The organism is Streptomyces sp. UH6 (genome assembly GCF_013421635.1).
GTDB lineage: Bacteria > Actinomycetota > Actinomycetes > Streptomycetales > Streptomycetaceae > Streptomyces > Streptomyces abyssomicinicus.
On sequence record NZ_JACADT010000204.1, the window covers coordinates 1 to 7,596 of the forward strand.

General features: G+C 73.4%; 6 protein-coding genes and 1 pseudogene. 3 read left to right on the forward strand and 4 right to left on the reverse strand.

Features of this window, described 5'->3' with window-relative positions:
* Both HW445_RS12845 and HW445_RS12850 read right to left on the reverse strand, forming a co-directional pair.
* The coding region (locus HW445_RS12845) for a ferric reductase-like transmembrane domain-containing protein (protein ID WP_180221156.1) at positions 1-817 on the reverse strand (817 nt) is incomplete at its 3' end.
* A 157-nt stretch (positions 818-974) separates the two neighbouring features.
* On the reverse strand, positions 975-1,394 hold the full coding sequence (locus HW445_RS12850) for a TIGR03618 family F420-dependent PPOX class oxidoreductase (protein WP_180221157.1): 420 nt from the start codon (positions 1,392-1,394) through the stop codon (positions 975-977).
* Positions 1,395-2,569: 1,175 nt separating this feature from the next.
* Here HW445_RS12850 and HW445_RS12855 point away from each other — a divergent pair.
* Together HW445_RS12855 and HW445_RS12860 are read left to right on the forward strand one after the other, a co-directional pair.
* Complete coding sequence (locus HW445_RS12855; RefSeq protein WP_257231041.1) at positions 2,570-3,739, forward strand: type III PLP-dependent enzyme; 1,170 nt, start codon at positions 2,570-2,572, stop codon at positions 3,737-3,739.
* Positions 3,736-4,299 carry a GNAT family N-acetyltransferase gene (locus HW445_RS12860; RefSeq protein WP_308799001.1) on the forward strand — a complete coding sequence of 188 codons (564 nt, stop codon included), beginning with the start codon at positions 3,736-3,738 and terminating at the stop codon, positions 4,297-4,299. Before HW445_RS12855 ends, HW445_RS12860 begins: the two co-directional genes overlap by 4 nt.
* A 128-nt stretch (positions 4,300-4,427) precedes the next feature.
* On the opposite strand, the gene HW445_RS12865 is transcribed toward HW445_RS12860, so the two are convergent.
* Positions 4,428-5,768: a glutamine synthetase family protein gene (locus tag HW445_RS12865; RefSeq protein ID WP_180221158.1), complete on the reverse strand. Its 1,341-nt coding sequence runs from the start codon at positions 5,766-5,768 to the stop codon at positions 4,428-4,430.
* Positions 5,769-5,896: 128 nt separating this feature from the next.
* On the reverse strand, positions 5,897-6,931 hold the full coding sequence (locus HW445_RS12870) for a 3-oxoacyl-ACP synthase III family protein (protein WP_180221159.1): 1,035 nt from the start codon (positions 6,929-6,931) through the stop codon (positions 5,897-5,899).
* A gap of 299 nt (positions 6,932-7,230) precedes the next feature.
* On the opposite strand from HW445_RS12870, the pseudogene HW445_RS12875 reads away from it, so the two are divergent.
* Positions 7,231-7,596: pseudogene (locus HW445_RS12875) on the forward strand (hypothetical protein); the annotation flags it as partial.

Consider the following 7,596-nt stretch of genomic DNA (forward strand, 5'->3'; position numbering starts at 1 on the left):
CCTGCGGCCCGCCCAGCCGCTCCGCCCGTCGCGCCGGCCGTGTCAGCCGCACGAACAGCAGGACCGCGACGGGGAGTTGCAGCAACCACAGCGTGGTGCGGGGCCACTCGCCGTACCAGACGTTGGTGCCGTACAGCAGCGTGTGCCACACGCTCAGCACGTACACGACGACCACGAAGCGGTGCAGCCGCCGCCAGGTGCCGGCGCCGATGCGGTGCCGGACGTAGAACAACAGGCCGAGCGGGACGGCCAGATAGAGGGCGCCCTGGCCCAGGGGGATGGCGATCTGTCCGGTCCCGGAGTCGTACCAGCCCGGCACGAAGGTGTCCGCGAAGCCCGTCCACAGCCGTTTCGCCCATGCCAACTCGGTCTCGTAACGCACGAGTTCGGCCGCGAACAGCAACGCGTGCGCGAACATCAGGGCCATCGTGGTGAGGCTCGTCGTGCGGTGCCAGCGCTCCAGGGTCCGCCGGGAGACCGGCATCCGGGCAGGCCCCGGGCCGGACAGCAGCAGACCGAGCATGACCGTGCCCCACGCCCACAGCAGCCCCGACCAGCCGAAGGCCTGGCTCAGCAGGTACATCCAATAGGTGCCGGGGTCGTCCATGAACGGCATGACCGCGACCGTCGCCGAGTCACCCGAGGCCATCCGCGCGTGCAGCAGCACGAAGACGGCCGCCGTGACCACGACCGCCGCGGCCGCGTCGGGCAGCGCGGCGCGCAGGTCGGAACGCAGGACGACGGGGTCGGCGGGCCGTCCGGCCCGGGCGGGCCGCGGCTTCGTGCCGTCGTCCGGCGGGGTCGCATCGGGCAGCATCAGGGGCCTCCCGGAGGACGGGACACCGATGCTCGGTGTGGGGGGGTGGGGGTGGGGGTGTGGAGATGGGGTGGGAGTCACCAGTGTGGGCGAGGTGGCGGGGGCATGCCGAGGCCACATCCGGCCAGAGTCGGCCGCCCGCGCCGCCCGCGCCGTCCTACCAGCCGGAGGGCTTGGCGGTGCCCATGGCACGGGTGACGGTGATCTCGACGACGACCCGGTTCGGGTTGACCCGCGGCGTCTTGTACCGGTCGGCGTACCGGGCCTCGGCCTCGGCGACGGAGGCGGGATCGTCCTTGACGACGGCCGTGCCCTCCAAGGTGCACCAGCGCCGTCCCTCGACCTGGCCCACGGCGACGCGCGCCTCCCCGCCGGCGGCGAGGGCGGCCCGGATGTTGCGCACCTTCCGGCTGCCGCCGTCGCTGATGACACGGGCGATCCGCGTCCCCGGGTCGTAGGTGACGCCGACGGGGACGAGGTGGGGGGTCCCGTCGGGCCGGAAGGTGGTGAGGAAACAGGGCCGGCGCTCCTGCCAGAACGCGTCGTCCCCGGCGGTCGGCGGAGTGTCTGTGCTCAACGGTCGTCTCCTCGTCCGTACGAAAGGCCCGAGCGCCCGGCCGGCGCGGGTGCCCGGGTGTCGACCGTACGCGAGGCCGCCACGACCTCGGCCTCCGCACCGGCCGACCGGCACCGCGTCGCCGTTCGGCCGGTCACCGAGGCGGCGCGGATCATGGCCCGCGAACACCTCGAGCGGCTGCCGGTCACGGACGAGGCCGGCCGCCGGGCATCGTCAGCCGAAGCGACCTGCTCAAGGTCTCCCTCCGCGGCGACGCGGACCTCGCGGAGGAGGTACGCCGGGACGTGCCGGCCGCATACGCACGCTCTCCCAGACCGGCATGGTCCGGCACTGGAACCAGGTCCTCACCACGACGCGCGACCCGCTGGTCCGGCGCCGCCTGCGCGCGGCCAGGGCGGTCAACGCCGTCGGCGCGGCGATCACCGGCCTTGTCCTGGTGGTGATCCTGCTCACGAAGTTCCTCGACGGCGCCTGGCCGGCGGTGGTCGCCGTCGGCGTGCTGTGGCTGCTGATGCGGGCGATCCACGCGCACTACGACCGCACCACCGCCGAGCTGACGAGCACCGATCTGCACGCCGACCTCACCTCCCCCTCCCGGGTCCTCGCCGTCGTCCCGGTCTCCCACATCCACAGACCGACACTCCGCGCCCTGGCCTACGCCCGCGCCCTCAAGCCCGACCGCCTGGAGGCACTCACCGTCGCCGTCGATCCCGACGAGGCCAAGGAGCTGGAGGACGCCTGGCAGCGGCTCGACATCGACACCCCCCCTCACGGTCCTGGACTCGCCCTACCGCGAGGTGCCCCGACGCGCCGCACGGCCGACGCGCCCCGGGCTCCGTCCGCCGGCTTCCGTGCGGAGCCCGTCCACGCACACCCACGACGCCGTGACGCAGGGAGCGCGGCGAGGAGAAAAGCCGGGTCAGGCGTCATAACCGACCTTCGCTCTCCTCGTTTCCCCTCATGGATGCCAGCACGCCCGGGCATCGTTCACCCCGTCGGATTGGAATTCCCACGTGAGGCCTCAGGCCACCGACACGCGTCAGATCGTCGAACAGCGCTGGACGGCCGACCGTGCCAGAACCGGCCGTACCCTGACCGCGTCGACCGCCGTGCACGCGGCCCCCACCCCCCGCGCCGGCCGGTACGACCGTCCGGCCCGGCACGGCAGCCCCGCCCTGCGCGCCGCGCTCGCCGCCGCCTCCGAGGACGTCGTCGTCTACGACCTGGACGGCATCGGCCGCCAGTACACCGCCCTGTGCGCCGAACTTCCCGGTGTCGCCGTCCGGTTCGCGATGAAGGCCTGCCCGGTGGACGAGGTGCTCGGCCACCTCGCCCGGCTCGGCTCCGGCTTCGACGCGGCCGGCCCGCAGGAGATCGCCCAGGCGCTGCGCACCGGCGCGGCGCCCGAGCTGATCCACTACGGCAACACCGTCAAGTCCGACCGCAACATCGCCGCGGCATACCGGCTGGGCGTGCGGGACTTCGCCACCGACAGCCTTCAGGACGTCGCCGCGATCGCCGAACACGCCCCCGGATCACGGGTCTTCTGCCGGATCGCCACCACCGGCCACGGTGCGTTGTGGGGTCTGAGCCACAAGTTCGGCTGCTCGCCCGAGGACGCACCGCGGGTGCTCGGCGCCGCCCGGGCCGCCGGGCTGGCGCCCTCCGGTCTGTCGGTGCACGTCGGCTCCCAGCAGATGACGGCCGAGGCCTGGAGCGAGGCGATCGGGACACTGGCCGCCCTGCTGGAGACGCTCAACCGGCAGGGGATCGTCCCGGACCGGATCAACCTCGGTGGCGGCCTGCCCGCCCTCGGGGTCCTCGACCGGCGCGGCCGACCGCTGGAACCCCCGCTGGACGAGATGTTCACCGTGATCCGCCAAGGCATGGAGCTGATGCGCGCCGTCAACGCCGCCCCGCTGGACTTCCTGCTGGAGCCCGGCCGCCACCTGGTCGCCGACCACGGCGCGATCCGCGCCCAGGTCGCCCGGCTCACCTCCCGCCACCGGCTCGACGGCACCCGTGAGGACTGGCTCTACCTCAGCTGCGGAAAGTTCAACGGCCTGTACGAGATGGACCAGTTGCAGTACCGGCTGGAGTTCCCGACCCATCCCGGCGGGCAGTTGGTCGATGCGGTGGTGGCCGGACCGACCTGCGACAGCGACGACGCGTACGCCCGCGACGGCATGGTGCGGGTCCCGCGGGCCATCGCCTCCGGCGACCCGGTCTGGGTCCTCTCCTGCGGTGCCTACGCCGCCGCCTACGCCACCTTGGGGTTCAACGGCTTCGCGCCGCTGCCGTACACCTGCGTCGGAGGCCCCGCACCCGGCGGAGAAGGCGCGTGAGCGACATCCTGATCCGGCTGCTCCGGGAGGAGGACTGGGAGGAGGTGGTCACGCTGGAGGAACGCGCCTACGCGGCGAGCGGCCTGTCCGAGGGAGAGGCGGCCCTGCGCTCCCGGCACCGTGCCTCGCCCTCGACCTGCTTCGTGCTGGAGCACGCCGGCGGCATCGGCGGCTACCTGCTCGCACTGCCGTACCCCCTCCTCCGCTGCCCGGACCTGGGCCTGGCCGAGGAAGGCGCGAGGGAGGCACGCAACCTGCACCTCCACGACCTGGTGATCGCCGAGCAGGCACGCGGCCGGGGCCTGGGCCGCCGGATGCAGCAGCGACTGGAGGAGACCGGGCGGACGCTCCGCCACGAGACGCTCTCCCTGGTCTCCGTGCAGGGCTCGCGGGAGCTGTGGAGCAGGCTGGGCTACCGCGCGCGGCCCGAGGTCGGACTGCCCGCGAGCTACGGGACCGACGCGCTCTACATGACGAAGCCCCTGGTGAGTTCCGGGACGCCGGCCGCGACAGCTGACGGGACGCCGGTCGGGACACTTCCCGGGCCGCCGCGGAGCTGAGCGTGCGGCAGGCCCCGACGCGGTGTCCACGGACGGACGGTCGGGCCTGCCTGCCGCCCCGGTTCGCGGACCGTGACCCCCCGGGCCGCCGGCGCGTCGGCGGCTCGGGGGGTGGGGCCGACGCCTGGTCAGTGCCGCCAGCGCACCGCTTCGATCACTTCCGCGTCCGTGTACGTCGCGAACAGCTCCGCCTCCGCCCGACGGACCGCGAGCACGGCCTCGTAGAGTTCCCGGCCCAGTGCCTGCCGCAGCAGCGCGGACTTCTCGTACGCGTCGGCCGCCTCCGACAGGCTCGCCGGGAGTCGCTCGGCGGCGCCGAGGGCGGCGGGGTCGCTCCGGACCTCGGGAGGCAGGGGAAGGCCGGCGTCGAGACCGGCGAGTCCCGCCGCCAGCACCCCGCCGACCTTCAGGTACGGGTTGGCGGTGGCGTCGAAGCACTTGAACTCGGCGTTGGCCTGACCGGCGGCGGAGCCGGCGATCAGGCGCAGCGCCGCCTCACGGTTCTCCAGGCCCCAGCAGCGGAAGGCCCCGGCGAAGTGGGAGGGAACCAGGCGCAGGTAGGACGCGACGCCGGGCGCGCCGAGGGCGAGCAGGGCGGGCAGCTCCGCCAGGACGCCCGCGAGGAACTGCTCGGCCTCGGGGTGGAGTCCGTGGCGGCCGGGACCGCCGTGCCCGAGGTTCCGGCCCTCTCGCCACAGACTGAGGTGCAGGTGGCCGCCGTTGCCGATCGAGCCCTCGGTGAAGACGGGCGCGTACGAGACCCGCAGGCCGTGCCGGGCGGAGACGGCCCGCACGGTGTGGCGCACCAGCATCGCGGTGTCGGCCGCCTCGACCGGCCCCTCGGCGGCGACCGATACCTCGAACTGCCCGGCGGCGTACTCGGGGTGGATCTGCAGCACGTCCAGCCCCTGCTCGGTGAGGGCGCGCAGCACCGCCCGCAGGTAGTCGGAGTGCTCGATGAAGCGGGTCATCCCGTACCCGGGCGCGACCGTCGCCGGTTCTCCGGCGGCGTCGGCCACCACCCACTCGATCTCGATCCCCGCCCGCACCGACAACCCGCGCCGCTCGACCGCCTCGGCGGCCCGGCGGGCGAAGCCGCGCTGGCACCCGGGGTGCGGGGCGCCGTCCTGGGTGTAGCGGTCGGCCGGGGCCCAGGCCCAGCCGGGCTGGGCGGCGAGCGGGGTGAGCCGGTCGAGGTCGGGGACCAGTCGCAGGTCGCCCGTCGCACCGGTGCTCGACGGCGCGGTGGTGAAGGAGTCGTCGACCAGGGAGACGTCGAAGCAGGGTACGGCGCCGACACCGTACTCGGCGGCGTGTGCGAGTCGGGCGAGCGGGACGGACTTCACCCGGGTGAGCCCGGCGTTGTCGACCCAGCCGAACACCACCCCGTCGATGTCGTCGGCGGCGAGCTGGGCTTCGGCTTCCCGGGCCTGGGCGGCCCGTTCAGCCCGGGAGTGCGTGGTGACCATGCCGCCCATGCTGGTGCCCGCGCCGGTGGTGGTACCGGGAATCGGCCGGGGGTTCACTCGTCCGTGAACGGCCGGAGCGGCGACGCGACGTCAGCGATCCGGCTCGGGCCGGCGGGTTCCGTGACCGGTCAGGCGTGCCGGAGACACAGGGTCCCCCACTGGAAGCCCGCGCCGATCCCGGACAGCACGTAGGCGTCCCCCGGAAGCAGGGAGCCTTCGGTGATGGTGGTGTGCAGTGCGGTGAACAGGCCTGCTGAACCGGTGTTGCCCAGTCGGTCGACGGTGACGGGGGCACGTTCACGGGGAACGCCCAGGGCGGCCATGGTCTCCGTGAGGATGTTCAGGTTGGCCTGGTGCAGGAAGAAGTGCCGGACCTGGTCGATCGGCACGCCTGCGTGGCGGGCGGCGCTGGTGATGCTCTCGGGCAGGCGCGTGGTCGCGGTGTTCCAGACGGCGCGGCCGTCCATGGACAGGTAGTGCTCCCCGGCCGCGACGGTGGCACTGCTGGCGGGCAGCCGGGAGCCCCCGGCGGAGATCTGGACGTCGTAGGACAGCTGGGAGCCCAGGCTGTAGGAGAGCAGGCCCGCACCGGGGGTGTCGCGGCGGGTCAGGACGACGGCTGCCGCCGCGTCCCCGAAGAAGACACCGGTGGTGCGGTCGCCGGGGTCGGTGACCCGGGAGGCGCAGTCGGCCGCGAGGAGCAGGATGGTGCTGATGGAGGGGTTCTGCAGGAGGTGGGCGGCGATCAGCATGGCCTGGATGCCGGAGGCACAGGCGGCCTGGGTGACGTCCAGGGACAGGGCGCGGTGGGCGCCGAGGGCGTCCTTGACGATCAAGGCGGTCGACAGGAGCGGCTGGTCCCAGGTGTAGGTGGCGACGACGACCGCGTCCAGCTGGGCGGGCCCCACACCGGCGGCGGCCAGGGCCGGGTGGGCGGCGGCGATGCACATGTCGGAGGTCGCCAGGCGCGGGGCCAGACGGCGGCGTTCGCGGATACCGGTGCGGCTGGTGATCCACTCGTCGCTGGTGTCCAGGGTGCGGGTGAGGTCCTGGTTGGTGACGACCGTCGGTGGCAGGTGCATCCCGGTTCCGGCGACGGCGAACGGCACGGACAGGCCGGCACCGGTCTGGTGGAACAGGGTCTGGTCCAGGGCTACGGTCACGCAGCGGCGCTCCGCTCGGGCGAGTCCGGTGCACCTCGGAGAATGTGCATGGGCCGTTCCTTTCTCTTTCGGCGCGTGAATTCCCGGCGCCTCGGGCCGGTTGCATTCCCGCGCCGCCGCATCGTCTCACGGGATACAGATCTCAAGATCGCTCATTAATCAATGAGGGTGGGAAAAGCTATGACCGCTTGACGCCGAACCGCCGGGAATTATTTGTCGTGCATCGCGTGGACACGGGTGGGTGAGGAGGGCGGATACTGACGGTGAATCGGTTTTCTTGTGCCTGTGCGGAGGGGCCGGTGCGGAATGACCAACGGGACGGACAGGACGGACAGGACGGACAGGACGGCCGGGACGGACGCATCGCGGATCGCCTGCTCGCGTTGTTGAGCCGGGACTGGATCGGGGTGCCGGTCGCGGTGCTCGTGGCGGGGGCGGGCGCGGGGGCGGCCGGGGCGGGGACGGCGTGGGCGAGGGCGCTCGGCGGCCTGGGAGTGGCCGTCGGTGCGCTGCTGGCGGCGGGAGCCGTACGTCACCTGGTCCTGATGGCCCGCGAGCGGCGGGAGAACCCCCCGCCGGGGCGGCTGGTCGACGTGGGCGGCCGGAGGATGCACGTCCTCGCCGAGGGAGAGGCCCGGGGCGGGCCGACGGTTGTCTGGATGCCC